This is a genomic window from Pseudidiomarina woesei (genome assembly GCF_001418345.1).
GTDB classification, from domain to species: Bacteria; Pseudomonadota; Gammaproteobacteria; order Enterobacterales; family Alteromonadaceae; genus Pseudidiomarina; species Pseudidiomarina woesei.
In genome coordinates, this window is the sequence record NZ_LIPW01000001.1 from 818,502 (window position 1) to 842,592 (window position 24,091).

22 protein-coding genes and 2 pseudogenes are annotated in these 24,091 nt (G+C 47.6%); 8 read left to right on the top strand and 16 right to left on the bottom strand.

Annotation, left to right across the window (positions count from 1 at the left end; genetic code table 11):
- Positions 1-11 precede the first annotated feature (11 nt).
- The 3 genes from ASC40_RS04025 to ASC40_RS04035 are packed head-to-tail and all read left to right on the top strand — an operon-like array spanning position 12 to position 2,889.
- Complete coding sequence (locus ASC40_RS04025) at positions 12-761, top strand: hypothetical protein (protein WP_055438458.1); 750 nt, start codon at positions 12-14, stop codon at positions 759-761.
- Between the two features lie 14 nt (positions 762-775).
- The gene (locus tag ASC40_RS04030) at positions 776-1,696 is read left to right on the top strand and encodes a hypothetical protein (protein ID WP_141656097.1); all 921 of its coding nucleotides are present in this window, start codon (positions 776-778) and stop codon (positions 1,694-1,696) included.
- Between the two features lie 8 nt (positions 1,697-1,704).
- A complete protein-coding gene (locus tag ASC40_RS04035; RefSeq protein ID WP_055438460.1) occupies positions 1,705-2,889 on the top strand; it encodes a hypothetical protein in 1,185 nt (394 codons plus the stop codon).
- 27 nt (positions 2,890-2,916) lie between these two features.
- Here the strand turns inward: ASC40_RS04035 and ASC40_RS04040 are convergent, their stop codons facing one another.
- The 3 genes from ASC40_RS04040 to ASC40_RS04050 form a co-directional block, all read right to left on the bottom strand.
- Positions 2,917-3,483, bottom strand: a complete 567-nt coding sequence (locus ASC40_RS04040; protein WP_055438461.1) for a hypothetical protein — start codon at positions 3,481-3,483, stop codon at positions 2,917-2,919.
- Between the two features lie 166 nt (positions 3,484-3,649).
- Complete coding sequence (locus ASC40_RS04045; RefSeq protein WP_055438462.1) at positions 3,650-6,349, bottom strand: putative bifunctional diguanylate cyclase/phosphodiesterase; 2,700 nt, start codon at positions 6,347-6,349, stop codon at positions 3,650-3,652.
- Between the two features lie 122 nt (positions 6,350-6,471).
- On the bottom strand, positions 6,472-6,738 hold the full coding sequence (locus tag ASC40_RS04050; RefSeq protein ID WP_055438463.1) for a hypothetical protein: 267 nt from the start codon (positions 6,736-6,738) through the stop codon (positions 6,472-6,474).
- 234 nt (positions 6,739-6,972) lie between these two features.
- Between ASC40_RS04050 and ASC40_RS04055 the strand changes: the two genes are divergently transcribed.
- Positions 6,973-8,343, top strand: a complete 1,371-nt coding sequence (locus ASC40_RS04055; RefSeq protein WP_425415053.1) for an MBL fold metallo-hydrolase RNA specificity domain-containing protein — start codon at positions 6,973-6,975, stop codon at positions 8,341-8,343.
- A 62-nt stretch (positions 8,344-8,405) separates the two neighbouring features.
- Here ASC40_RS04055 and ASC40_RS04060 read toward each other — a convergent pair whose 3' ends face one another.
- Positions 8,406-9,017 carry a hypothetical protein gene (locus ASC40_RS04060; RefSeq protein WP_055438465.1) on the bottom strand — a complete coding sequence of 204 codons (612 nt, stop codon included), beginning with the start codon at positions 9,015-9,017 and terminating at the stop codon, positions 8,406-8,408.
- Positions 9,018-9,171: 154 nt separating this feature from the next.
- Here ASC40_RS04060 and ASC40_RS04065 point away from each other — a divergent pair, with 154 nt between their 5' ends.
- Positions 9,172-10,629, top strand: a complete 1,458-nt coding sequence (locus tag ASC40_RS04065; RefSeq protein WP_055438466.1) for a COG3904 family protein — start codon at positions 9,172-9,174, stop codon at positions 10,627-10,629.
- Positions 10,630-10,656: 27 nt separating this feature from the next.
- On the opposite strand, the gene ASC40_RS04070 is transcribed toward ASC40_RS04065, so the two are convergent.
- The 8 genes and pseudogenes from ASC40_RS04070 to galE all read right to left on the bottom strand — a co-directional run bounded on the left by ASC40_RS04070 (position 10,657) and on the right by galE (position 18,492).
- Entirely contained in the window at positions 10,657-11,115 is a 459-nt protein-coding gene (locus ASC40_RS04070) for a hypothetical protein (protein ID WP_055438467.1), read from the bottom strand.
- Entirely contained in the window at positions 11,115-11,495 is a 381-nt protein-coding gene (locus ASC40_RS04075; RefSeq protein WP_055438468.1) for a helix-turn-helix domain-containing protein, read from the bottom strand. Before ASC40_RS04075 ends, ASC40_RS04070 begins: the two co-directional genes overlap by 1 nt.
- Positions 11,488-11,910 carry a hypothetical protein gene (locus ASC40_RS04080; protein ID WP_055438469.1) on the bottom strand — a complete coding sequence of 141 codons (423 nt, stop codon included), beginning with the start codon at positions 11,908-11,910 and terminating at the stop codon, positions 11,488-11,490. Before ASC40_RS04080 ends, ASC40_RS04075 begins: the two co-directional genes overlap by 8 nt.
- A gap of 232 nt (positions 11,911-12,142) precedes the next feature.
- A complete protein-coding gene (locus ASC40_RS04085; protein ID WP_055438470.1) occupies positions 12,143-12,610 on the bottom strand; it encodes an SDR family NAD(P)-dependent oxidoreductase in 468 nt (155 codons plus the stop codon).
- A 76-nt stretch (positions 12,611-12,686) separates the two neighbouring features.
- Positions 12,687-14,045, bottom strand: coding sequence for a hypothetical protein (locus ASC40_RS04090; RefSeq protein ID WP_055438471.1), 1,359 nt, complete (start codon positions 14,043-14,045; stop codon positions 12,687-12,689).
- Positions 14,046-14,148: 103 nt separating this feature from the next.
- Positions 14,149-15,369 (bottom strand): pyridoxal phosphate-dependent aminotransferase, encoded by a 1,221-nt coding sequence (locus tag ASC40_RS04095; protein ID WP_055438472.1) that lies wholly within the window; start codon positions 15,367-15,369, stop codon positions 14,149-14,151.
- Between the two features lie 192 nt (positions 15,370-15,561).
- Positions 15,562-16,410: pseudogene (locus ASC40_RS04100) on the bottom strand (polysaccharide biosynthesis protein); the annotation flags it as partial.
- Positions 16,411-17,478: 1,068 nt separating this feature from the next.
- The gene (galE, locus tag ASC40_RS04105; RefSeq protein WP_055438473.1) at positions 17,479-18,492 is read right to left on the bottom strand and encodes a UDP-glucose 4-epimerase GalE; all 1,014 of its coding nucleotides are present in this window, start codon (positions 18,490-18,492) and stop codon (positions 17,479-17,481) included.
- Positions 18,493-18,633: 141 nt separating this feature from the next.
- Here galE and ASC40_RS04110 point away from each other — a divergent pair, with 141 nt between their 5' ends.
- A complete protein-coding gene (locus ASC40_RS04110) occupies positions 18,634-19,545 on the top strand; it encodes a sugar transferase (protein ID WP_072243359.1) in 912 nt (303 codons plus the stop codon).
- A 114-nt stretch (positions 19,546-19,659) separates the two neighbouring features.
- Here ASC40_RS04110 and ASC40_RS04115 read toward each other — a convergent pair.
- From ASC40_RS04115 to ASC40_RS04130, 4 genes and pseudogenes are all read right to left on the bottom strand, one after another.
- Positions 19,660-19,872 (bottom strand): annotated as a pseudogene (locus ASC40_RS04115) (integrase core domain-containing protein); the annotation flags it as partial.
- A 263-nt stretch (positions 19,873-20,135) separates the two neighbouring features.
- On the bottom strand, positions 20,136-20,915 hold the full coding sequence (locus tag ASC40_RS04120) for a glycosyltransferase family 2 protein (RefSeq protein WP_055438475.1): 780 nt from the start codon (positions 20,913-20,915) through the stop codon (positions 20,136-20,138).
- 41 nt (positions 20,916-20,956) lie between these two features.
- Positions 20,957-21,754, bottom strand: coding sequence for a glycosyltransferase family A protein (locus ASC40_RS04125; protein WP_055438476.1), 798 nt, complete (start codon positions 21,752-21,754; stop codon positions 20,957-20,959).
- 2 nt (positions 21,755-21,756) lie between these two features.
- Positions 21,757-22,815, bottom strand: coding sequence for an EpsG family protein (locus ASC40_RS04130; RefSeq protein WP_055438477.1), 1,059 nt, complete (start codon positions 22,813-22,815; stop codon positions 21,757-21,759).
- Positions 22,816-23,185: 370 nt separating this feature from the next.
- On the opposite strand from ASC40_RS04130, the gene ASC40_RS04135 reads away from it, so the two are divergent.
- Together ASC40_RS04135 and ASC40_RS04140 are read left to right on the top strand one after the other, a co-directional pair.
- Positions 23,186-23,548: a hypothetical protein gene (locus ASC40_RS04135; RefSeq protein WP_141656098.1), complete on the top strand. Its 363-nt coding sequence runs from the start codon at positions 23,186-23,188 to the stop codon at positions 23,546-23,548.
- Between the two features lie 300 nt (positions 23,549-23,848).
- Positions 23,849-24,091, top strand: a 243-nt coding sequence (locus ASC40_RS04140; RefSeq protein WP_055438479.1) for a transposase, incomplete at its 3' end; no start/stop codon positions are given.

Here is a 24,091-nt window from a genome sequence, read left to right on the forward strand (position 1 = left end):
ATGAGGCGGCTATGAACAGCAAACTGCAGAAAAAAACAGCAAACTCAACTATGTTATTGGTTATAGCCAGTGCTATAGGGTTGGCAGGGGCAACCTTAACAACGCCAACCCAAGCGCAAGAACTAAAATTGGTTGGTGAGCAATTTTCGGAGCAGTACGCATCTAACGTTCCGGTAAGCGGCCGCATTTTGGTCGGTACCGTGCTTGTCGGTAGCCTAGGTGCGAATAAAGGTTCTAGCGAGGGTTCTGGCGAGTTTGCTGTGCGCCTGCCAAGCACCACAGTGAAAGACGTGTGCGTCAAAGTGCAGTCTCGTGACGGTAGTTACAGCTCAGAAAATAGTTACCAGCTGGAGCAGGCCGAAGCGGGCGGCGTTTTCCCGCTAGAATACCCGTCCAAGCATATCGACATGTTAAAAAACATGAAAGCCAACGAAATCGCCGTCGTTAGCACACCTGGTAAATGCACCAACAGTCAACAAATCGATAGCGTATATGTCAGTTACCGGGGGCAACCGGCCAACGACAGCAAGTTGTATGTATTAGCAAACTCGGGCCGTAGCGACGTGTTTATGCGCCTACAAGTAGCCAACAGCAATAGCAATCATCGTTGCAGCGCTATTACTGACGGCGTCCGCACCGGCTTCGACACTATGTGCGAGCTAGACATGGCAGCCCTGCAACCAGGTGAAAACAAAATTACCTTATTGCGTCGTCAGTCTGGCCGCATGTTGCCGCCAGTTGAATTTAATTTGCTATTCTAATGCGCCTATCATTTATGAACGACAGCACCCGTTTAGGCTTTTTCGTGATTGTGGCGCGTCGCTTGCGCCATCTTATGCAGTGCGGTTGGCCACGACGGTTGATCATTCTTAGCATTGTTACCGTCATGATTAGCCTGTTGGCCTATGTCATGTTTGCTGAGCGGGTAAATATTTATACCGTAAGCGCCAAAACCGATATTTTGAAGGTGACGATTGCCGAAAACGGTATCAACCAATGGGAAATTCCGCAGCACGCCGAAATTATTGATTTTTTCGCCGCCGAACAAATTCCGCTTGAAGGCAACGAAAGTTATATTCACGTGGCAGCGGGCACCGTGGCAACCATGACTATTGATCACAACAAAGAACGCTTAGTGATCACCCTTGAAAACAACACCGAGAGCGGCTCTGTGGGCGAAGTAGAAAGCAACTTCAACTACACACCATTAGGTGAGTACGTGGATATTATTTTCACCCAACCACAACAGCTTATATTCCCGTTTCGTGGCTCTATGATTTTGGGCGACGACGTGGCCGCAGGGGTAGATGCCGTATTGCGTGAAGGTAGCATTCGCATTATTGAGCAAGAATTACTGGGCGACGTGCGTTATATCTCGGGCGAGTTTCAATTAGACGAAGGCGACCGAGTAACACTGCATAGCGACTTTAAATACCAACAAGACGTGGTACTGCGCGGCTTTGTCCGCTATGAGCCGGGCGAGCCTATGGCCGTTACCGCTCACGGCGAAACCACTGTGGCCCGGGTTGAACGTATGGGCAGTACCGGTTACGACGCCAAAACCTCTATGTGGAAGCGGTTCGCCAATGACCCAGTGGTTATTGCCATGACCAGTTTGTATGCGGTCATGTTCTTAATTCTAGAAATGATGGTACTGTTGCGAAGCATTTTCGCCGTACCACGAACCGAAGAGTAGCTATAACCATGAGTTTGAGTCATTTACGCCGCCAAGCAGCAGCGCTGGCTGTTTTTACCGGTGTTACAGGTGTGGTAACTGTGAGCAGTTTTGCCGGCATAAGCTCGGCCTATGCGCAAGCTACCGACATAACTCAAACCTTTGTTGAGGCGGGTGAAATTGGCCAAGGCTTCTTGCTCAAACGTTTAGACGCCTGTTATTTAATTACGCCAGAGCACGTTGTCAACGACGCCTTTTTTGCCAGCGTTACCGCCGGCAATGCCGAGCGCAGCCGCGGCGATGCAACCGCCATTCAAACCTTAGGCTATGACTTAGCTATATTGGGGGTTACCGGCAACGCACAACGTGCGTGTGGCATTGACTACGCTAGTTTTGTCAGCGCCACCGCTGAGGTTTTAAAGTCATTAAAAAGCGCCACCCAGCTAAGCGTTAGCACCATTAGTGCCGACGGCGCACGCGTGCTCACCCCCGCCAATATTGCCTCGGTTGACTTGTTACGGCTATATATTCAACCCACCGACGCCAACACCCCATTCATGCAAGGCATGAGCGGTAGCTTGGTATTCGCCGGCAACACCCCGGTCGGCATGTTGCAGTCAGTGGACGCCAACACCAGCCAAGGCGTGGTGTTGCGTATTGATCGGTTGCTTGAAACCATTAATCCATTTTTCAACGACGGCTTAAGTATTACCAGCGAAACGCCGTTAACGCAGTTGCAGCAAACCCTGAGCTTAACCCATTGGTCACACGCTTCGCCCGCTCAAATTAGCGCAAGCTTCATTAGCGATGGCGACACCACCAGCCATTGGCGTTATCGACTGCAACAAGGCCCCAACACCAGCGGCGAGCGCAACCCGCTGCATGCCTACAACATTGGCAACCAAGTGCGCTTGCAGTTTAGCTTAGGCGCAGGCGCAGAAGTTCCGGTGCAAAATATCAGCAGCATAACCTTCAGTAACTATAGCGATGAGCGCGACAGTTTTATTCGCGACTTTGAAATTTTGGCTAGCCGGCAAGCTGAAGGTGCTGGCTGGGTGCCAGTGTATGCGGGAACTTGGATGATTGGCGAAAAGGACAAAACCGTGCAGCTAAACAACGTGGCGGCACGGCGGTTAATGCTGGTGGCGCGTTCGCACTGGAACCCAGACGCCACCGACATTGTTATTTCAGAAGTGACGATGACCAATAACTAATAACGAATAACGAATAACGAATAAGCGTTAAAACAAGTCAATTGTGGCAGGTAAGCTAATACCGCCACACACAACGTTACCGCGAAGCTTGCTTGAGTCATCTAACTCAAACTTGGCGCTACAGGCATTTTGGCTCAGCGTCACCTGCAAACCAGCCACTTCACCCACACCGTTGTGGCTGCCGCTAAATTGGCGCACTTCAAAGCGCCCGTTGTGCTCATCATAACCGCGCACCTGTACATTCAGCACACCACCTAAAGACTCGCGCAAACGCGACGCATTGCGGTCATCGCCCTCACCAAGCTCAATTCTTAGCAGTTGCGTTTCATTAAAGCGGTGGCTTAAGGTAACGGCACGGGCCACATCGTCGGCGCTGGAAAAGCCAACCGCATAAGCCAACTCACGCATGGCGGTATCTTTTGACTGCAGCATGTTGCTCAGCGCCGCACTACGCACATTCACATCGGCATGGTTTAGCAACTGCTTCGCCTTCGCCAATTCATTGGCTTGCTGGTGCACCTGCTGCTCAAGACTTTGAGCTTGGGCGGCTGTCGCTGCCAGCGCTAAAACACTCGCCAATACTATTCTTCGCATCACATCTCCTTGTTGCAACGGATGTAGCCCGGCGTTTCACGCCGGGACGGGCGTAGCCCGGTTATTCACGCCGGGACGGATGTAGCCCGGCGTTTCACGCCGGGACGGGCGTAGCCCGGTTATTTTATCCACCACCGCAAATCTTCATAAATTCACGGGGCTGCGCCTACAGCTCATCCAACGGCATTGGGCGACCGAAATAGAAGCCTTGCATGTAGTTGCAGCCCAGTTCAGTAACAAACTCAGCCTGCTGCGGCGTTTCCACGCCCTCAGCCACCACCGCAAAATTCAAACTCTGCGCAATTTTTATCACCGAGCCAATCAATACACGGTCAGCACGATGCGTGCGAATGCCTGCCACAAAACTGCGGTCAATTTTCACTTTGTCTACCGGCAAACGCTTCAAATAACTTAGCGACGAGAACCCAGTACCAAAGTCATCTAAACTAATCGTAATATTTTTCTGGCGTAAATTCTGCAGTACTTCCACCGCATAGTCGGTGTTTTCCATCAGAATACTTTCGGTAAGTTCCAACTCAAGCCATTCTGGCTTACAGCCGGTTTCTTCTAAGGTTTGCTCCAAAAATGGGGTAAATTCAGTGCGATTAAAGTGCAACGTCGACAGGTTCACCGCCACTTTCATCGGCCCCTGCTCTTGCAGCTTCACCGCCGCTTCGCAAGCACGGCGGAACACCCACTCACTTAACGGAATAATCTGCCCCGTCATTTCGGCCAATGGAATAAACTCAGAAGGCGGAATAAAACGTCCCGGCTCACGCTCCCAACGCAGCAGCGCCTCGTAACCTACGGTGTCGCCATCGCTGCAACGCACAATAGGCTGAAAGTGCAACGCCAAGTCATTACGCTCAATGGCCTCTTGCAGGCTAGAACGCATAGCCGCCGAGGTTTTAAACTGCAAACTCATGCTGTCTTGATAAATTTGCACATGGTTGTGGCCTTGGCGCTTGGCCTGGTGCATGGCCATATCTGCACGCTGAATAAGCTCCAGCGGCGCGTATTGGTCTTCGGTTTGGTGCGCCACACCAATACTGGCAGTTAAGTAAATTTTGTGGTGCATAATGCGGTAAGGCTGCGCCACCGCACTTAAAATACTCGAGGTAATTTCTGCCACAGCGTCAGCGTCCTCATGCATGTTTTGCATTACAATTAAGAACTCGTCGCCGCCAAAACGCGCCAACATACCACGCTTACCAATAATATTTTTCAGCCGCTGCGCAAGCACTTGAAGTAAGCGGTCACCAACTTGTAACCCCAAACTATCGTTAATTAGCGTAAAGCCATCAAGGTCAATAAACATGGCGGTTAAATCGCGCTGTTTATGAAACCGGTCGGCAATCATATTTTCAATAGTGGTACGGTTATAAAGCCCAGTGAGTGCATCGTGCTCAGCCTGAAACCGCAATTGCCGGCCCTGCACCACCAGCTCACGGTTACGCTCTACCGTTAATGCCAAAAACAACACAATGGCCATGCCGGCTAAAGTCACCAAAACTTGTAAGTTCGAGCGCGACTGCAGCTCACTTAAGTCATACAAATACGAGAATATCGGCGTATTCTGGGTATAGTCAGTATCTAGCGCACTTTCGTATAAAAACAGCGCATTACGCGACAAATAATCTAGCGTCGCGTCACTCACCCACTGGCCATATTGATCCAGCAATAAGCCATTCGAAATAGCGGTATAAGTGTAAATTGGCGAACGGTAGGTTAAGGTTTGGCTGGCCAGCATTTCCTGCACGTTAATCACCGCCAACATGCCAAAATAACCCGGTTCAAACTCATCGTCGTCAAAATCCACTGGCACGTGCACGTACAACAAAGCACCATCACGGGTATGCTTCATCGAAGCCACTAGCATTTGCACTTGGGCTTGTCGAATGGGGTTAAACTGCTGCTGCAAGTATTGATCATCGCGGTACAACTCAGTGTAAGAGCGCGGGTCATCCGCGCGCTTGCGTTCCCACATCAGCTCATTACCACGGCGCAGAATAACCGCTTCAAGAAATTGCACGTCTCGCAAATACGAAGCGATATCCAGCTCCATCAGCCTATCGTGCTGATCGGGCGGGTAGTTTTCCCAACGGCTAGCCAAGCGTTGCAAGGTTTTAACATGCTGGTTGCCGGCCGCCCGGCGCGACAAGTTTAACGTGTTGGCAGCGTCTTCACCGCGCAACCGCAGCTCGTTCATTTCGCCATGAAACAGTACCACGCCCACCACACTCGAAGCTAACAACCCCACCACCGCAATCGCAGTAGTAAACAAACTCACGCATGGCATAGGTTGCGCGCTGGCGGTACTTAAATTCCACAGCGCCATAAGCATCATCAACACCAGCGAGCCAGAAACCAAACTCCCCACTGGGTGACGCGCTAGTAGCGGCGCCTCATAAATAAAATGCATAGAAATAACAGTTAGCAGCACAAAAATAGCCACTAAACTCAGGAATTTTTGCACCCGAATGGCCCACAAGGCCTCTAAACGAAGCGCCAACCACAGCGAGCAAATACCGCTAGTAATATAAAGGCTGTTATGAATTTGGGCACTGAAGCTGTCAAAAACGCTACCAAGCAGGCCGTCTACCGAGGCAATAACACCCACCACAGCGAAGGTGCGCGACACCAACGCCTTCCACTCGTGCTGGCCGCGCAAGTCAAAGGTCAGCACCGAAATGCCCACAGCAACCGCGGCAACTAATAGCGAGGAACTTAAAGTGTGGTAAAGCTGAAGTTGGGTTGGCTCGAACACGCGATAAAGCAGAATAACCAACCCTGAAATAAACAGCGCTGCACCAAGTACTAGGTTTACGACCGAACGAGCCTGTTGGTCTACTTGGATTATCTGCATAACGTCAATCGCATGTCAGCGCCTCAATTTTTTATGATTATTATGTTGCCAATATAACCATAACGAGCGCTGTTGACTAGTACCGAATTTGTAAATTCGGGCAATTAGAAAGGGGCTAAAGCTTAGTCAGCAAACAGCGCAATTTGTAAGCGTTTAATAAAAGAAGCCGAGCGTGGAATATTCCAAACTTTGCCCTTGCGATCGCGAAACTCCGCGTGCGTTAAAATGGGTGAGCGTCGTAATTCATGAATAGCGCGACTTAAAGCTGCGTGATTTGACTCAGTTTTCGGCACGCCTAAATCTGAAAGCTTTTCATGGCCATTATACAAACTGATTTTACGACCTTTTCGACGCTGTTCGCTACCTTCTTGGTGATTATCTGCACTCATATAAGCTCCTTTTTGTTATTTTCCATCTGTTTTGAGCAGGTGCGCATTGTAAAGACATTGTAAAGAATAATCTATAATTTGTTTTCAACATATACATGCAAAACGAATAGTCTTGTGTTAAGTTCTGATTAACTTTTGAACAAACTCGCGTAAGGCATTGATATGCAACAAAACAAGGAAGTGATTCATCACGGCGCCGGCGAAGGCGTTACCGGTTCTTGCCATGAATTTTTTATGTCACCTGAAAGGTCTGTGCTTATTGACTGCGGTATGTTTCAAGGGCCGGACGCTTTTGGTGCTGGTGGCGGGGCTGGAGCTGGAGCTGGAGCTGGTGGCGGGGCTGGGCAAGACATCAACTTTTCATTAGACGCCGTGCAAGCCTTAGTGCTCACCCACTGCCATATTGACCACGTTGGGCGCCTACCGGCACTGCTGGCCGCCGGCTTCCGCGGCCCCATATACTGCACCCCTGGCACCGCCGCCCTGCTAGCCCTAGTGCTAGAAGACGCTATGAAAGTTGCTAACTACTCTGCCGCGTTCGCCACCACCGTTTTGAAGCGCGTACAAGCGCAACTGCACGCCACCCCCCTCGATGTTTGGGTAGAGGGGGGTGCAGACCCCGGTCCGGACCAGGGTGCGGACCCGGGTCTGCACCCCTTTCGAATGCGGCTGCGCAACGCCGGCCACATCATGGGCTCAGCCTACGTAGAATTCGAGTCGCTGAACGAGCGCGACTCAAACGGTCGGCCGCGCCGCGTCGTGTTCTCCGGCGACCTCGGCTGCAAAGGCACACCGCTCTTGCCCGACCCAACCCCCTTGGAATACGCCGACTACTTAATACTCGAGAGCACCTACGGCGACCGCCTGCACGAAAGCCGCGCCTCACGCCGCTTCCGCTTAAAAGCCGTCATCGAAAAAGCATTCGTTGATCGCGGCGCGGTACTTATTCCCGCTTTTAGTATTGGCCGAACGCAAGAACTGCTGTACGAAATTGAAGACCTAATTCACGAAGACCCAAAATGGCGAAAAATGACGGTGATACTCGATTCGCCGTTAGCAAGCGCTTACACCAAACAGTACCGCCGCCTAAAAGCGCTGTGGGACGAAGAAGCACGCCAGCGCCTTGCCGATGACCGCCACCCTTTGAATTTCGAACGCCTGCACGTGGTAGAAAGCCACCACGAGCACCAGCAAATCGTCGAATTATTAGAAGCACGCGGCGAACCCGCCATTGTCATCGCCGCCAGCGGCATGTGCAGCGGCGGCCGCATTGTGAACTACCTGAAAGCATTAATCGGCGACGAACGCACCGACGTGGTGTTTGTGGGCTACCAAGCCGTCAGCACCCCCGGCCGCCAAATACAAGAATACGGCCCGCGCGGCGGCTACGTGGTGCTTGACCACCAGCGCTACCCCATTCGCGCCCAAATTCACACCCTTGGCGGCTATAGCGCCCACGCCGACCAACGCGAACTACTCGAGTTTCTACACACCACCGTAGCACCTGTTGGCAACGTGCGCCTCGTGCACGGCGAAGCTAACGCAAAAGCAGCCCTCGCCACCGCTATCCGCAACGCCAACCTTATCACCGGCACCGTCATGTAGCAGAAAGGGGTGCAGACCCGGGGCGGCCCCTGGTCCGGACCAGGGTCTGCACCCCTCTCTCGTCACCAGGTCGCGAGCGCTTGTACTAGCCCATCGCGCCAGCCAATCAAATCGGCACGAATGCGCATTAAGAATTCGGTGTTAGAACCAACATCTTGCCACGTGGCCCCGTTCAACGACATGCAATGGTTATTGTATGCATCCGCCAAGCCCTGAAAGCGATTCTCTTCAGTGATTATTGGCTCAACGCGCACTAATAAGCTATTCACCTCGTTAAGCGGATCTTCCAACATGCGGCGCTCGCAATTTGCAGAATCTGCGCGACGTTGCTCAGCACTAGCGCAATAATAATTGTACTGCGAGCCCACTCTATTTAGCCATTTGACCGTATAGCCGTAATCAGTTTCAAACGACGACAAATTGGCACTTAACCAATTTTCACTTTTAGCCATCGGCCGCACCAGCTCATTATTACACCAGACAACCAACTGGTTTGTGCGCTGCTGATCGCGGTAGGATTGTACTTGCCGCATACACTGATTTTGCGCCGCCGTATTATTCGGATACGCATTCACGCAGTTCATCGAATCATTAAACGCCTCTAATTCCGCAGCCGTACAACCGACCAACAACCAAACCGCTCCAATCACCACAACAAAACGCTTCATGAACATAGCGCTCACTCCATAAAGAACTAACCACCAATAAAGGGCAGAGAGGGGTGCAGACCCTGGTCCAGACCAGGGTCTGCACCCCTCTCTCGCGAGACTATACTACGAAGAATCTAAGTTGTACTATCCCAGTCACAACATCAAAATAAAAGCAACAATGAAAAACTACATCAAGCGCCATTGGCGCGGCGAACTGTCACTCGCCAAAGCATTCTGGGTAAACGGCGCGCTACTTGGCATGGCCATGAACTTTCTGGTCGGCGTGTTCAATTACACCGGGCTTACCGACGGCATGCAGTGGCAAGTGCGCGTGGCCATGGTCATTTTGCTACCCGCCATATTAATCACCGTTGGCGTATGGCAAATTGTCGGCATTTGGCGCAGCGCCGAAAACTACACCCGCAGCAAATTCTTACCGTTTTTAGTCAAATTTATCATGGGCATGAACGCCCTCGCCCTGATCGTCACGCCATTTGCCATACTCGCGCAACTACAAATTTTGCTTAGCGGCATAATGTCGCCCACCTATCAAGTCGACGTTTCCGATGATCGCAACACACTACTTATCAACGGCGAAATCAACTTAGGCATTTCCGACGACATTGAACAACTACTTGAACAACATCGGGGCGTCACGCGGGTACAGCTTAGCAGCATTGGCGGCGACCTCGACGAGTCGTATCGCGTGCAAGACATCATTCAACTGCATCGCCTCGACACCTACGTAGAAGATCATTGCTACTCAGCCTGTACGCTGGTGTTTATTGCTGGGCGCAATCGCGTGATTAGCAGCGACGCCGTGCTTGGCTTTCATCAGTATGAAATGTCGCTGAAAACCCGAGAATCGGACGCCATGGCACAGCGTATGCAAAACAAAGACGCCGTTTACTTCCGCAACCGCGGCGTTACTCAAGCATTCACCAATAAAATGTTCCAAGCCGCCAACGACGATATGTGGGAGCCAACCCACGAAGAATTGCTGCAGGCCGGCGTGGTGCACCGCATTCATAATATCGTCGAAGAAGAGTTACTGAGTTTGCCGGCGTTTCAAATCATCGCTGCGCGCAAACCAGAAGCGTTTCGCCAGTTTGTGGCAGAAATTGACGCCCTGCCACGCGATGAAGATGCGCCAGATATTGTCGCAACCATGGTGCAGAACTTCACCTTAAGCATGCGTTTAGAAGCTTTGGCGTCGGCCACCGACGAGCTGGTTCTAGAAAACATTCGCCAAGAACTGGCCATGTACAAAGCGCTCAATGCAGCTCAGCCTTTACTCTGCGTGCAAGCACTTTATCCACAGAACTATGGCTTCGTTAGCTCGAAAGAATTGGCACCATTTTTGAATCAGCAAAAAGCCAACCAACTATTGGTAGACGTTTTAGAAAGCGGCTTAGGCCAGCCGACAGCCATCATTGACTACACCCCAGCCGAGGACGACCTAGTAGAAATATTGACGATTATGGGCGAGCGCGCCGACCCACTGCGCACCGACATTCCCGACAACACCGAAGGCTACCGCGCCCACTGCACCGCCTTGATCGAGCTTTACGAAACTGCGTTCAGCACGCTGCCGTATGACCGCCAAGTGAATTTGGTGCGCTACCTGACCGAATAGCGCGAGAGAGGGGGCGCAGCCCCTGTTTTACAGCGCAAAATAGTGCGGAACCGAAAATCGCGGAAGCTCGAAACGTGCAACTGTTGAATGAGCCAATTCTCGCCAATAAGGCCAAACATGATATCCAACATTCTTTCGACCAAAGGCTTCAAGAGCTTCATCATTAAGCTCTATAGACGAGTGGTATTTTGCAACGAACTCAGCAGTAAAATTAAATAAAATTTTCGCGTCATCGTCATCCTTACCATCGCTTACCAGTAGATATCTCAATCCACAAACATATGTAAAATGATAACCCCAAATAGGAGTGCCATTATCGGTCATTTGAACTGACCGAATGGCTTTTAACCGATGCATAATTTGGGTGTTCATGTCTTCTGACTTTATTGACTCAGGAACAATTTCATCATCTATTTTCGCATGCAATTCTGCTGTGCAAACGCTCATAATCCGTAAATTATCACGCGCCAATTCAAAAGTAGACATTACGAAACCGCCTGCTGCCAAGAGTCTTGAAAGTCATTTTCATAAATCTTCTTGTCACCAATTTTTACGCAATTAAAATGCTTTTGCTCATTCATGTGTACCGTTTTGTAATGCCACGGTTCCCCATTTAGAGGCTCTGGCCCAACCGGTAAAACAACACGCGGCTCAATTTCTAACGCAAAACAAAAGTCAGCCAAAGAGCCCAAAGTCATATTACGAGAGCCACTTAGCACTTGGCTAACATAGGCTCGTGACTTACCAAGTTTCCTAGCTAAATCTGACTTCGTAATCTGCTTATCTTCCATAATAACTAGCAAATCTTCAGTTACGTTGTAAATCAGATTCTCTCGTGCAAATAGTCGCTCTTGCGCTTTACTCATCTTCTTGATGCTCCTCAACTGCACGCCAATTTCGTGCAACAAGATCGGTGTCCTTTGGTTTCAAACGATCATAATTCTTATAAACATAGTGACTTACGTAGTATCGGTTCTCGAAGCGCTCCGATTTCCACAAATAGGCACGCAACGGTATGCGTTTGAGCGCTTTGAAATGCTTAACCACCTGCTGTCCTGGTCGGCGTGGCAACTCGCCCTCAGTCGGGAAGTTCTCTTTCGACAGACGTTGTCCATTTGCCAGACGTTCAAATTGCCTATTTACGCCGCGTAACCAACTTTGTCTTTTGTTTTTTGGTATGCTTTCAAGCGCTTCATCCAGCGAATCTAATGCTCCTGCACAGTGAACAATTTCAAATACAGAGCCTGTTATTCGCTTTTTAATCACCGTCTGCGATGCCATCAGACAACACTTGTTAATATATATGTTAGCAGCATATTATCAATGCCTCCATGCGAAATTGCAATCGATATCACTCCACCTGTGGCTTAATCCTTTTACAACATGAGTTCAAAATACCAAATCGTTTCGACAAATCAATACGCTAGCTAGAGAATACGAATTCTCTTACAACCGAGAGAGGGGTGCAGACCCTGGTCCGGACCACGGTCTGGACCAGGGGCCGCCCCCTCCTCTAATGCGAGAAAGTTACCACCCAGCCAGAATCAGCCGCACAAACATCGACAACCATCCGCTGAACCGCCGCAACCGAGCCATCAGCAGCGCCAGCACCATCGGCATCGCCAAGCGTCAACGTCAGGCGCTTCACTCCAAACTCGTCCATCACCTGCAACAAAATTAAAGTGCCGGCCAAGTTATTCTCGTAGCGCTCCAACGGCGACAAGCCAGAACCACCAACAAACGCGCAATGCACCACGGACGTAACAGAATTCTCGCGAAACACACGCTGCAAAAACGCGCCATCGCGCACGTCGCCCTTCACGCAATCAAAGTCGCGCCCGGTAGCCGCAGCCACAGCCTGCAACGCCTTCACCGAGCCCGTGCTGAAGTTGTCGAGCACCAACACCTCGTGCCCCGCCTGCAACAGCTCCCCCACCATGCGCGCACCCGCAGTACCAGCGCCGCCTGTAACCAAAATCATAAACTAAACATCCACTTTTGGGAGAGGGACGAGAGAGGGGTGCAGACCCTGGTCCGGACCTGGGTCTGCACCCCTCTCAAACAACCGAAACCCCAAACAAATCCGCAACACGCCCCTGCAGACTAACACCTCCAGAAGCGCGTGCAGCAGCATGGTCTAGCAATTTCTGCCAACGCATGTAGTTGTCGCGGTATAGCTTCACTCGCTGTACCGCAGAGCCCGGTGACGCGGCGCGCGAACGCTCCGCCAGCAAGCCCGCGCTGGCCATACTCACAGCTGCCGCACTCTCAACCACGCTGTCTGGAATGACCATACCTAACCCCGCAGAACCAACCGAAAGCACCGCCGGCAAGCACGAACGCCCAACGCTTAGCAAAGTATCGCGCCAACTGTCTTGCACTGTCGACAATCCAATATAGGTGTCTTCAAATAACGTCCGCTGCGTATCCAAAAACTCCTGTTCAGAAAAGTTATGAATATACCGCTTGCGGTTTCCGGCCTCTGTAGCTTGCACACGAATAACCGACTCATCGCGCACCTTAAACACCAAATCTAATAGCTGCGACGGTTTTTTAACACGCTTATTCATCAACAACGCGTAGGCATACGGAAAACTATTCAGCGCCGCTGACTCTTGCTCACTTAGCGCGCGCAGCCTTTCAGCATGTTGTTGCTGCGCCTCGCCCTGCAACTTAGTGCCCAAATAGCGCCACAACAGCATGTTTTGTTGGGTTTTCAGCCCCTCAATAACTGGGGCGGCAACATAAGCAGCATCGTGCGACGCAGCTAGCTCATTCACAAAATTCACCCGAAAGCGGTTAACAATACCGGCAGCAAAACAACCTGACATGGTGGCATTTTGTGCAACTTGCGTCACAGTGTGTCGCAGAGATGCGCGAGCGGCTTCATCAGGCGCGGCCAATAGCACTCCAGCAACAGATTTGGCTCCAAGAAAGTTTAAATTTTCAGCAACATCGGACGCGTATTGTCGCAACTTGCTACTCTCAATAGCTAACCCGTCTTGCAACGCTTGCACAAAATGGGCGGCATCAGCCGCTGGAATAGCGCGTTCAGATGACCACACTTGCGGAGCAGCTAACCACTGTTCAATGAGCAACCAAGACTGTGTGGCGGCGTGCTCGCAACACGCCAAACGCTCTTCGGGCGTGGCCAACAAAGTAGGCTGCAAAAGATTATGGTACAACCGGTTATTGCGAATTAGACGCTCTTTGTCTTGCTGCTGAATTGAGCCATCAAATAACACGTGCGATGACATCGCCAGCGACTCAATAACGTTTAGCAGCTCCATAATATTATGGTGCGATAGCGTTGTTGGCTTTTGCTCGCCGGTGATCAGTTGCAGCGATAAATTTAACTGCCGCGCATTCAGCAAAGCTGCGCCGGTGTATTGTTGCAAAGTAATGGCTTGGGTCAAAATTCAGCTCCAGAAACGACAAAAGCGGTATCTGGTTAAGATACCGCTTTTGCTAATGAAGCGCTAGCGCTTGAGGGACTTGCAGACCCACCTCCGGCCGCGGCTACGTAGCTGGGGCCGCAAGTCTTTCTTTCAAAAACCGGGCAATCCTGCTGATTGCTTCATGCAGGTCATCAATTTTGGGTAAGAATACCATGCGGAAGTATTGGTTGCTGGCAAGGTTAAAGCCGCTACCTGGCACTACCAAGACTTTTTCTTGTTGCAGTAATTGCATGGCAAAGTCTTGATCGTTTTCTATGGGATAAAGTTCAGGATCTAAATGTACGAATAAGTACATGGCTCCCTGAGGGCTATTTACCGAGACTCCAGGAATCGCATTAAGATGCTCGACCGCAAAATTGCGTTGTTCATATAATCGCCCTTCTGGCGCACATAAAGCCTCTATCGACTGGCTACCACCCAAAGCTGTTTGAACGGCAAGCTGCGCTGGAACATTGGCACACAGCCGCATACTTGAAAGCGTCTCTAGCGCATTAAAAATGTCACCGGCTTGATCTATCGCACCACTGATGATTAACCATCCAGACCGAAACCCGGCTGCTCGATAAGCTTTTGATAAGCCATTAAAGGTAAAACAAAGCACTCGCGGGTTAAGTGCAGCTATCGAAACGTGCTCAGTTTCGTCAAATAATACTTTATCGTAAATCTCATCAGAGAACAGAAGTAACTGATGAGTTTCAGCAATATCTGCGATGGCTGTTAGTAGAGCTTTACTGTAAACAGCACCCGTTGGGTTATTCGGGTTAATCAATAAAATAGCACGTGTCTTTGCCGTAACCTTGCTAGCAATGTCTTTAACGTTTGGGGCCCATTGATTTGCAGGGTCGCATTGATAGTAGACCGGCTTGCCACCAGCTAAGGTTACTGCCGCAGACCAGAGCGGATAGTCTGGCGATGGAATGAGCACTTCATCATCTGGATTCACAATAGCTTGAGTCACCAAGCTTATAAGTTCAGAAACGCCATTCCCCATAAAGATATGCTCATGGGTCACCCCTTCAATGCCCTTACGTTGGGCTTCTTGCATGACCGCTTTACGAGCCTGAAATAAGCCTTTGGAATGGCTGTATCCCTGCGCATGAAATAGATTTTCTGCAATGTCGCTAACAATTTCTTGGGGGGCGTATAGCTCGTATGGCGCCAGATTACCAATGTTGAGACGAATAATCGGATGTCCTGCTTTTTCCAAACGTTCAGCTTCTTGCTGCACAGCTCCTCGAATATCGTAACGAATATTCTGCATTCTCGTTGCTGGAGTAACCATGTATCTATCCTTGTTCAGAGTAAAGTGAGGAACTTGCAGACCCACCTCCGGCCCCAGCTATGTAGCTGGGGCCGCAAGTCCTAATCATTTTCTAGCTTCGCAAAATAATCTTATATAGCTCGCACAAATAAATGACATCCAGAAATCGTTAAATGGTGGCGATCAAAGTAATACAATGTACCCCCCTCTCCCCTACCGATGCAACCAAAGCAAATCATTCACCCCATCCTCAGTAGGCGCATACCCACACGGTGCGCTCAGCAGCAGTACACGCAGCTCGTCGATGCGGAAATTCTGGCAAGCGTCATCTAGCGCATCCAACAACGCAGACATTTCAGCCCATGGCAGAAACGCCTCTTGCGCTTGGCAAATGCGCGGATGCGCGCACTCCACCACGTTGTCGCCTATCAACAACTCCTCGTACAGCTTCTCGCCTGGGCGCAGGCCCGAAAACGCAATCTCAATGTCGCCATGAGGGTTCTCAGCATCGCGCACTTCCAGCCCCGACAAATGAATCATCTTGCGCGCTAGGTCAACAATACGCACCGGCTCGCCCATATCTAGCACAAACACCGAGCCCGAGGTGCCCACAGTGCCGGCCTGAATCACCAGCTGCGCGACCTCAGGAATAGTCATAAAGTAGCGGGTAATTTCGGGGTGAGTCACCGTAATCGGGCCGCCCTCGGCAATTTGGCGCTTAAACAGCGGCACCACCGAGCCCGACGAGCCCAATACGTTACCAAAGCGCACCATGCAAAACCGCGTCGACACATCAGCGCGCGAAGCCAAGCCCTGCAGCACCAGCTCCGACAAACGCTTGGTGGTGCCCATCACGTTGGTTGGCCGCACGGCTTTGTCGGTAGAAATAAGCACAAACTGCTCCACGCCCGCCGCAATGGCCGCCTCGGCAGTATGCCAGGTGCCAAACACGTTGTTGCGCACGCCTTCTACCATATTAAATTCAACTAAAGGCACGTGCTTGTAGGCGGCGTGGTAAACGGTCTGTACCTTAAACGCCTTCATCACCGCCTCAACGCGGTTGCGGCAAACGACACAACATGCGTCATAACCTGTCGCATGTTGACGACAAAACGAACAGGTCAGAAACAACAAAAGCGGCACCAAACGTCGATGCCTCTTTTGCGGTGAGCTGAGTCGAGATCTCGTTGCATGTTTAGTTCATATCGACGCATGGTTGTTTCCACCGGCGTAAATCTTATCCACTCACGTGAATAACACTCTACAAGGCACATTGTGTCAAAAGACACAAAAACCTGTCATTTGACGCAAGCATGCGACATAACGTGTCGCAACATGTCAAATGACACAAGATACGTCACTATTTGTCGCATGTTGACCAATAAACACGCAGCGCCAGAAACAACATGCGTCACAACCTGTCGCATGTTGACGACAAAACGAACAGGTCAGAAACAACAAAAGCGGCACCAAACGTCGATGCCGCTTTTGCGGTGAGCTGAGTCGAGATCTCGCTGCAAGATTAATTCATATCGACGCCTGGTTGTTACCACCGGCGTAAATCTTATCCACTCACGTGAATAAAACTGGCTACACGGAACATAGTGTCAAAAGACACAAAAACCTGTCATTTGACGCAAGCATGCGACATAACGTGTCGCAACATGTCAAATGACACAAGATGCGTCACCAATTGTCGCATATTGACGAATAAACACGCAGCGCCAGAAACAACATGCGTCATAATCTGTCGCATGTTGGCGACAAAACGAACAGTCCATAAACAACAAAAGCGGCACAAAACTTATCTACTCACTTGAATAACTCCGGCTACAAAGCTCACCGTGTCAAAAGACACAAAAACCTGTCATTTGACGCAAACATGCGACATAGCGTGTCGCAACATGTCAAAAGACACAACATGCGTCACCATTTGTCGCATGTTGATGAATAAACATGCAGCACCAGAAACAGCATGCGTCATCATCCGTCGCATGTTGACGGCAAAACGAACAGGCCAGAAGCGACAAAAGCGGCACCGAAGTTCGATGCCGCTTTTGCAAATAAAGCCAATTTCCTTGCTAAGGTCAGGGTCCAGACCATGGTCCGGACTAGGGGCCGCCCCCTCCTCTAATCTTTATAACCATTCGGGTTCTGCGACTGCCAGCGCCACGCATCTTCCATCATTTCAGCTAGCCCGCGCTTAGCGCGCCAACCTAATGACTCGTAAGCATATGTTGGGTCGGCGTAGCAAACGGCAATGTCACCTGGGCGGCGGTCAACAATGGTGTAAGGCACAGGGCGGCCAGAGGCGGCCTCAAATGCCTCAACCATCTGTAAAACAGAATAGCCATTACCGGTACCTAGGTTCACAGCCTCATAACCGCAAGCATCAGTCAGCTTATCAAGCGCAGCCAAATGCCCCAATGCTAAGTCCACCACGTGAATGTAGTCACGTACACCTGTACCATCTTCCGTTGGGTAATCTGAGCCATAAACGCTTAAACGCTCTAAGCGCCCAACGGCCACTTGCGAAATATAAGGTAGCAAGTTGTTAGGGATATCATTTGGGTCTTCACCAATTAAGCCTGAAGCATGCGCACCAACAGGGTTAAAATACCGCAACACAATGGCAGACCAAGCGGGGTCGGCCACGCACTTATCGGCAAGCATGCGCTCAACCATATATTTTGACGTGCCATAGGGGTTCGTGGTGCTACCTGTCGGAAAGTCTTCGCGAATAGGCACGCTGGTTGGGTCACCATAAACAGTAGCCGAAGATGAAAACACCATGCGTTTCACACCAAACTCTTCCATTACCTGCATTAAGATCATGGTGCCGGCGAAGTTATTTTCATAATATTCTAACGGCTTACTTACACTCTCACCGACGGCCTTCAACCCAGCAAAATGCACAACGGCAGAGATATCATTTTCGCTAAATACGCGTTGTAACAACTCGCCATCACGTACATCACCTTCAACAAAGTTAACATCTCGCCCTGTTATGCGAGAAATGCGCTTTAAGCTCTCAACCGAGCTATTGCATAGGTTGTCGTAAACCAATACATCATGGCCGGCTTCCAAAAGCTCTACTACGGTGTGTGAACCAATGTAGCCGGCTCCGCCTGTGACTAAAATCATAAATGTGTTTCCCTACTACTTAAACAGCAAAAAATTAAGCCTATTATGCAATAAATTTATTACAATTCGAAATGCTTTCGCTATAATGCGTTTTCAATACACATTTTAACTAGAAGCCACGTTTTAAAAGGATGTACAAGAATGCTTCGTTCAGCCAAAAATGCGTTAATTCATGTCTACTGCCCAGAGCAATACGAAGAAAAAGTGAAATCAATTCTTGTTGAAAGAAAAGTTAACTTTGTTATCAATGAGTTTGACTTAAAGGCAGGTATGCCCGCGGTAGTATGTCATTACCGTAGTTATGCATTATGCGATGATAAAAAAGCATTTTTAATTGATGCTACGGAACGCGGCGCGTGGGTTGAACCTTTAGTTAGCTACCTTGATAAACACCTCGGCTTTACCGAAATTGAGCTGGTTGATTCTAGTTATTTCCTGCATCAAAAAGCGTTTTCAATATTATCTGGGTGGCGCCCCAAATTTACAAAACGTTTGTTCGACATTCTACTCTCAACAATTGGCTTGCTTGCTGTTAGCCCAATACTAATAATTACTGCACTACTAATTAAACTTGATAGCAAAGGCCCAGTACTCTACAAACAGGCTCGTGTTGGCCTATTCAATAAAGAATTTGATGTCATCAAATTTCGCTCAATGACAACAGACGCTGAAGCCAATGGCGCCCAGTGGGCGTCAAAGAATGATGCTAGGGTTACACGCGTTGGAAAGCTTTTAAGAAAAACACGAATTGATGAGCTACCGCAGCTAATCAATGTATTAAATGGTGAGATGTCGTTGATTGGTCCACGACCAGAGCGACAAGTGTTTATTCAGGAACTAGAAAAGTCGATACCATATTATCGCTTCCGCCATGCGGTAAAGCCAGGGATTACAGGTTTAGCACAGGTTAAATACCCATATGGCGCATCAGTTGATGATGCGAAGTGGAAGCACCGTTATGACTTGCATTATATAAAGCACCAAACAGCTTGGATGGACTTAAAGATTGTTGTATTAACCGTTTACACTGTGCTTTTTGCGAAGGGACAATAATGGATCAGTTGTCCCCCTTTGTTGACAGCGGTTGCCAGTACATTTCGCTATCGACATTTTTCAAGTCAGTTAATGTAAATACCCCATTTATAACACAGTCATCTCGTAGAGTATTTATGCCGCATTTCGGTACTCAAATGGTGTCATGTCATTGAGTGAATCGTGCGGCCGTTCGTTGTTGTATAGCTCAATCCAGTCTTCGGTCATTTGCTTCACTTCGTTCAGGTTGTTGAAGATGTAGCAATCGAGTACATCATCACGATAGGTTCGGTTAAATCGTTCAATGTATGCATTTTGATATGGGCAACCGGGTTTAATGTAATCAATGTAAGCGTCACAGATTCCACACCTAGGTACACGGGGATGCAGATGGCCTAGGTGTGGTTGCTGTTACGGTTATGATGATCTGGACCATTTGCTGCCGTGGAATATCTCATTAAGCGTTAATACGGCGGCAACGGAGTAAAACTGATCCACCTCAGCGACAATTACTTGGCCGGTTAAATGGCCAACAAAATTGATCCACCCGAGAAAACAAATTACCGTTAATGTGTGCTTTTAGTGACGCTTACAATCCTGTTTGAGCAAGCCTAATGTAAAACACCCAAGGAGCGGGCCAAACGGGGAAACTTGGTACGGAGCACCCCATTTACTGCGTACTGGGCAAAAAAATAGCTCGCCTTGAAAATATTTAATTTTTCTACTTCCCTATAAAGCTTCCAAGTAAATTGCGCGGCAGAGAGTTTATTAGCAGAAATAGAGTCAGAACGTAATTGATACTGCCCCAACACCTCTTGAACCCCATAAGCATAGGGAATTTGCTTTAAAATACGCAACCACAAGCCTAAGTCCTGACGTTTACGAATAAGAGGCATATAAATTTTACCAAGCTTTTGAGTATCATAAACGGCAGTCAAACAACCGATGCTGCACACCTTTAATAAATCATAGTACGTTATTCGTTCAGGCACACCGACCTTACCAACAGCATTTCCCTGCTCATTTATCTTTTCATAAGCGGCATAGCTAAAAGCAACATCATTATCTTGCATAAACTGGATTTGAGTTTCTAGCTTATGCGGCAACCATTTATCATCACTGTCTAAAAAAGCAATGAAACGCCCTGCCGCGGCTTCTATTGCAGTATTGCGTGCAACCGCGGCACCGGAGTTTTTCTCTAGCTGAAGTACCTTAATACGGCTATCTTCGGCTGCATATCTTTGGGCTATTTCTATAGATTTATCTGTAGAAAAATCATCCACCATAATCATTTCCCAGTCTTGATAGGTTTGAGAAACAACAGACTGGATGGCTTGCTCAAGATACTCTGAGCAGTTATAAAGAGGGGTAATAATACTTACTTTTAACATCAAAATTAACCTAGGACACATAGGCAAAAGCACGAGATATATTATTGCAGTTTAAAGTGCTGGTTTAATTTACAACTTTTCAATCCCTGCAGCATTAGCCCAATCATTTTCATATAAGAATAATCAGGAAAAAGTTTTTTTCGACGTATTGCGAATTGAAGAATTAATAAATAGCTAAATTTCTGTGATATAGCGTAGAAAATAGCACCACGATCAAATAGATATTTATCATCATACCCGGTAAACCAAGAAGAATCTGATTTTGGTCTTTTAAGAATTTTTACAGGTAAATAACACATTTTGAAATGCTTAAAACACTGAGACAAAAATATGTTTTCTTCTCCAGAGCTATAGATACCACTACCTGTGCCGAATTTTTCATTTAGCCTCAACCCTTTCCCTAAAACGTCCTGTCTTTTAAATGCGATTTGCCAAGATGAAAACCCCAAAACTTGGTGCCATAAAATATTTTTAATTTTATCTGGATATCTACGATTATAATTATCAACATTAAATATTAAAAAAACATAGTTTTGATGCTTGTTAAAAGACTCTAAAATAGTATTTTGAAAATCATCAAAATAAATTAAATCATCATCTGCTAGTAAAACCACATCAGCTTTACTTTCTTTTAATGCTAAGTTCCTGCTTTTACTTAATCCTCTTTCCTTAGAGAAGATGATTCTGATTTTTTGATTATCTTGGTTAATCTTCTCATAACCATTCTTATCACCTTGGACTACGACCAAAGCATTACATTTAACATTAGACTTTGCCAACATTTGCAACACTTCAGTAGTATTTTTATGCATCGTTGAGATAAGAAGTTCGAAGTTCATTTTTAATTCCATAAAATACTGTTATATAAAAATTCATGTTTAGCTAAAAAAGTAACCTTAGCGATATAAGGCAAAACTATATAACCAAGCACTAGAACAAATGAGATAGCTCTACCTTTCACATAATTATAGTGAAGCAAATAATACATAGGGAAAACCATAAAAAATACAACATAATAATAAAATCTAGTTGCCATACCTAAATTAAGAGATAGCAAAAAGAACCAAAAGGTTAAAGTAAATGTAAAAATCATAAAGTGAAAATAACTCCCAAACTCACTTGATGATTTCTTATAGACTAAATAAAAATAGAAAATTAATGGGAGGTAATATAGTTTAGTTATAAACAGACCTAGAGTGTGCTGCTCTGCATAAAGGCCTTGAAGGTAGTGCGCATAGCTTGGCAGAAAAATAATTACCAACTCATCAATAATCTTACCCAGCAGTAAAAAACCCACCACGGAAAATAAAAACAAAAACAACAAGCTTTTATTAAATTTTTCATATAAAAAATAAATTGGCAATAGAACAAGAAGAAACCAAGCAGTATTGTGAAAAAAAGATGCCAACCCAAGTAAAATAAAAAAACGAACAAATCTTTTTTCGTAAAGTAGGATAGTTAATAAAGGTAAAGCAGCAATAACCACATACTGCCTAAGGCCATTTAACTGATTATTGTAAATATTAGTAACGCAAATGAAAGCGATAAAAAACAGGGTAAGTATAAATCCCTTTTCCTTTATAGATTTAAAATAAATAAAAACTAAAACAGCTTGAATAAATGAGATAGCTAAAAATACACTTTGAGCTGGCAGCTCTAACCAATTTAAAAATATATTTAAATACGCAAATAAATATTCTCCTTTGTTTATGAAAAACTGATGGCTTGAACTATCTTCAAAGATATTGATATAGCTAAAATAATCAGTCCCAACATCGTACTGTAGCCCAGCAACAAGAAAGTAAAGTACAAAAGCTGGAAACATTGCAATCAATGAAGCCTTGTACTTTTCAATTAATGCAAAATAACCAGAGATGTAAGAAAGAACAAATAAAAACATTTAGTTTCCAAGTTTAATAATTTGAAATTATTTGTACTGTGCCAACCTTTCTAAGCGTATCATTCTAGCTTATCTATTGATGTTGTTCAGTAAAAATTAGGTATTAGCCGCCGGACTAATGCTAGTAGTGCTCAGAATTCTGTGTCATTTCGATAAACCAAGCAAAAACGAGATGACATTCTGCGGTACGTAAACTGGAAACAGCGCAAGACTATTGCCGCTGATTTAAAACTCATTTATGGCGCGGCTACTCGCGCTGAAGCCGAGCAGGCACTAGAAAATTTCGCCTCGACATGGGACCCCTGTGTGTCAACCTAAGCATGCACCAACCTGATTTTGAGTTAACATATAAATCAGGGTGACTTAGGAGATGATGATGCCCAAGCCCGAAACCAAAATAATACCTAACCCGGCTGTTGAAAAGCGCGATCGCCACGTTTTTAGCACGGAGTACAGGCTGTCTATCATACAGCAAGCTGATGCCTGTAAACATGGTGAGCTAGGTGTCTTGTTGCGTCGTGAGAAGCTCTATTCTAACCAATTAGCGCAATGGCGTCGGGAATTTGCTGAATACGGCGTGGCTGGTTTGAGTAAATCGCAGTCTGGACCTAAGTCGAGTCATACTACTGATCAAAAACGTATTGAGCAACTCGAAAAAGAAAATCTTCGTCTGCGCAAGCAGTTAGAAGTTAAAGAAAGCTGTATCTCGCTCCAAAAAAAGCTTTGGCTCTGATAGAAGCGCTCGAACACGAGAGCTCGTCACAATGATATCAGCGAGTGAATTACCGACAGGTTTAAGCGAGCGTAAAGTCTGCGATGTGCTTAATCTATGCCGCAACACCTCGGTGTTTTTCAAGTTAGTTGACACTTTTTTGTCATTTAAGCGGCCTGTTTTTCATCCTGCTTAACTGACGGCTTTTCCGGGTTCAATGTTGTCGGGCCGACGGGTTCGCAGTTGCGAATGTAATCCCCCCGAAAAATCGGAGCAGTTATAAGTAGAAAATTCCGTTAAACTAAAACGAAGGAGTTTTCTATGCGCAAATCACGATACACAGACAGTCAGATCTTAGCGATTCTGAAACAAAACGAGAACGGTATACCGGTTCCAGAGCTTTGCCGTGAACACGGTATGAGCTCAGCTCAATTTTATAAATGGCGCGCCAAGTTTGGCGGCATGGACGCATCGATGATGAAGCGTCTCAAAGAGCTTGAGGACGAGAATAAACGCCTCAAAAAAATGTATGCCGAAGAGCGACTCAAAGCTGAGATCCGCAAG

Excerpts from the sequence above, each read along its gene's own strand:
- ASC40_RS04025 (WP_055438458.1), top strand. The coding sequence starts at position 12 with ATGAACAGCAAACTGCAGAAAAAAACAGCAAACTCAACTATGTTATTG.
- ASC40_RS04030 (WP_141656097.1), top strand. The coding sequence starts at position 776 with ATGAACGACAGCACCCGTTTAGGCTTTTTCGTGATTGTGGCGCGTCGC.
- ASC40_RS04035 (WP_055438460.1), top strand. The coding sequence starts at position 1,705 with ATGAGTTTGAGTCATTTACGCCGCCAAGCAGCAGCGCTGGCTGTTTTT.
- ASC40_RS04040 (WP_055438461.1), bottom strand. The coding sequence starts at position 3,483 with ATGCGAAGAATAGTATTGGCGAGTGTTTTAGCGCTGGCAGCGACAGCC.
- ASC40_RS04045 (WP_055438462.1), bottom strand. The coding sequence starts at position 6,349 with ATGCAGATAATCCAAGTAGACCAACAGGCTCGTTCGGTCGTAAACCTA.
- ASC40_RS04050 (WP_055438463.1), bottom strand. The coding sequence starts at position 6,738 with ATGAGTGCAGATAATCACCAAGAAGGTAGCGAACAGCGTCGAAAAGGT.
- ASC40_RS04055 (WP_425415053.1), top strand. The coding sequence starts at position 6,973 with ATGTCACCTGAAAGGTCTGTGCTTATTGACTGCGGTATGTTTCAAGGG.
- ASC40_RS04060 (WP_055438465.1), bottom strand. The coding sequence starts at position 9,017 with ATGTTCATGAAGCGTTTTGTTGTGGTGATTGGAGCGGTTTGGTTGTTG.
- ASC40_RS04065 (WP_055438466.1), top strand. The coding sequence starts at position 9,172 with ATGAAAAACTACATCAAGCGCCATTGGCGCGGCGAACTGTCACTCGCC.
- ASC40_RS04070 (WP_055438467.1), bottom strand. The coding sequence starts at position 11,115 with ATGTCTACTTTTGAATTGGCGCGTGATAATTTACGGATTATGAGCGTT.
- ASC40_RS04075 (WP_055438468.1), bottom strand. The coding sequence starts at position 11,495 with ATGAGTAAAGCGCAAGAGCGACTATTTGCACGAGAGAATCTGATTTAC.
- ASC40_RS04080 (WP_055438469.1), bottom strand. The coding sequence starts at position 11,910 with ATGGCATCGCAGACGGTGATTAAAAAGCGAATAACAGGCTCTGTATTT.
- ASC40_RS04085 (WP_055438470.1), bottom strand. The coding sequence starts at position 12,610 with ATGATTTTGGTTACAGGCGGCGCTGGTACTGCGGGTGCGCGCATGGTG.
- ASC40_RS04095 (WP_055438472.1), bottom strand. The coding sequence starts at position 15,369 with ATGGTTACTCCAGCAACGAGAATGCAGAATATTCGTTACGATATTCGA.
- galE (WP_055438473.1), bottom strand. The coding sequence starts at position 18,492 with ATGATTTTAGTCACAGGCGGAGCCGGCTACATTGGTTCACACACCGTA.
- ASC40_RS04110 (WP_072243359.1), top strand. The coding sequence starts at position 18,634 with ATGCTTCGTTCAGCCAAAAATGCGTTAATTCATGTCTACTGCCCAGAG.
- ASC40_RS04120 (WP_055438475.1), bottom strand. The coding sequence starts at position 20,915 with ATGTTAAAAGTAAGTATTATTACCCCTCTTTATAACTGCTCAGAGTAT.
- ASC40_RS04125 (WP_055438476.1), bottom strand. The coding sequence starts at position 21,754 with ATGAACTTCGAACTTCTTATCTCAACGATGCATAAAAATACTACTGAA.
- ASC40_RS04130 (WP_055438477.1), bottom strand. The coding sequence starts at position 22,815 with ATGTTTTTATTTGTTCTTTCTTACATCTCTGGTTATTTTGCATTAATT.
- ASC40_RS04135 (WP_141656098.1), top strand. The coding sequence starts at position 23,186 with ATGATGATGCCCAAGCCCGAAACCAAAATAATACCTAACCCGGCTGTT.